Below are 1930 nucleotides of genomic sequence, written 5' to 3'. Positions count from 1 at the left end.
GGGAACCGATATCTAAAAGCAAGGCGGCCGGATTTGTATAGGGAGATTTTAACTCAGGAACATGCGCCGGAGTTGAAGGTGGTATGGCTTGAGGGAAAGGGTTGAGTTGAGAGTTGACACGTACACTCACATTAATTGGTTGGGCTAAAGCCCTCAAAAGGAGTTATCTCTAAACCACGGGCTGAAGCCCGTGGCTACATACCTGCGACCGTATACACAGCATTAATTCCGGTACGCTCGCTCTTGAATTGCCTCCAGCTTTAGCTGGAGGTAAAAGATTGCCTCATATCAACGGAGGGCGTTAGCCCAATATCAACAGGAAAAAGCAATGTGATTTCACCGGGTTACCTTTGAGAATGGCAAGCCCACCAGATTTGCTTCGTTTCCTATTAAAGATCGTTTCCGAATTTGGAGTATTAAGTAACAATCCCATTAAAATACCCCTCCTTCCTTTACACTTTTTAAAGATTCCATTAGATTGCGAGCATTCTGTTAATTCATAACTTCATATTGCCGCGTGAAAAGAGCATCCCTACTCCTGTTTCTAGTTTCAATTAGCCTCGTATCTTACTCCCAAAACACCAGAATAAAAGATAATAACAATATCGGCTGGTACGCTTTTATTGCATCATTAAAAATTGACGATAAGTGGAGCCTTGCCGGAGAATTTCAATGGCGAAGAGATAACCTTATTTCTGACCCACAGCAAAATCTATTTCGGGTTGGGGTCAACAGGCTTGTTCACCCTGGTGTTAATATCCGCGCAGGCTATGCTCTGGCAGAGACCTTCAATTATGGTGATATCCCTCTAAATAATCTCGGAAAACAATTCACAGAACACCGGGCGTATCAAATGCTCTTATTAAATAACAAATTCGGTATCGCAGAAAGTAATCATCGCTTTATACTCGAACAGCGCTGGGTTGGCAGATACAGCAGCGCTTCTTTGGAAAAAGAAGATGATTATGTTTACACCAACAGGCTCAGATATATGTATCGGGCACAGATTCCACTTAAGGGACGTGAAATGGCGGATCAAACACCCTACGCTGCTGTCTACGATGAAGTCTTTATTGGTTTTGGTAAAAATGTAAACGAAAATGTTTTTGATCAGAATCGTTTAGGGCTTTTACTTGGTTATAAATTTTCTCCTAAGGTTCGTTTAGAGGGCGGGTTTCTAAGCCAGATTGTACAGTTAGGCCGGGAAGTTGACGGAAGAAACGTGTTTCAGTTCAATAACGGATTGATAATCTCTACAAATTTGAGTTTCTAAGCTTACCCAAATAGCGCAAACCGACTAGCCGGTTTCCGAGTTTAGAAAAATCTATTACAAAATGGAGTAAACTGAAAGGGTAAATTAAGGCCGGAAAATTACCAAATAGAAACAAAAGTAGTCCTGATAAACAAAACGGGATTAATACCTTTGCGCTCAATGCCGCAAACACTCTACAAGCCTTTTGACAAGCTTAACTTTAGTAAGCAATACTGCTTTTTAAGCGGAGAGAAGCTGGAATCTTCTGATGAAGAGATTGCGGTTTTCCCCCTTTGGCTGATGCAGGAATATAAACTGGAAGATCAGCCTTTTAAGCTTCTTGATGAGAGCATGTCGACCTATAAGGACATGAGGCTGCCTTGTTCCAACACGACCCATGAAGCTGGAATCGAGCCTTTAGAAAATGAGATAAAAAATTCATTTCTCCAGGGATATGATTCAGTTAAATCCCTACCTGAAACAACGATTTTTCAATGGATCGGGAAAATGATCTATGGGATTCTTTTCAACGAAATCCGCATAGGTATTCGTCAGCAAAAGGCCCAAAATGAAGAATTTGTTTTCTCACAGTCACTGATCCATAAGTTTAGCAACCTGCATTTTATGCTGCAGTCGATCATCAAACCCATGGTGTTTGAAGCTAACCCACCCTGGACA

1 protein-coding gene and 1 pseudogene are annotated in these 1930 nt (G+C 41.5%); both read left to right on the top strand.

What is annotated here, in order from left to right; translation table 11 throughout:
• Window positions 1–517: 517 nt before the first annotated feature.
• On the top strand, window positions 518–1273 hold the full coding sequence (locus WBJ10_RS07660; RefSeq protein WP_424288952.1) for a DUF2490 domain-containing protein: 756 nt from the start codon (window positions 518–520) through the stop codon (window positions 1271–1273).
• A 159-nt stretch (window positions 1274–1432) separates the two neighbouring features.
• Window positions 1433–1930, top strand: a pseudogene (locus tag WBJ10_RS07655) (hypothetical protein); the annotation flags it as partial.

The organism is Daejeonella sp. (genome assembly GCF_049655485.1).
Taxonomy (GTDB): domain Bacteria; phylum Bacteroidota; class Bacteroidia; order Sphingobacteriales; family Sphingobacteriaceae; genus Daejeonella.
This window is presented reverse-complemented; position numbering and strand designations above follow the sequence as displayed.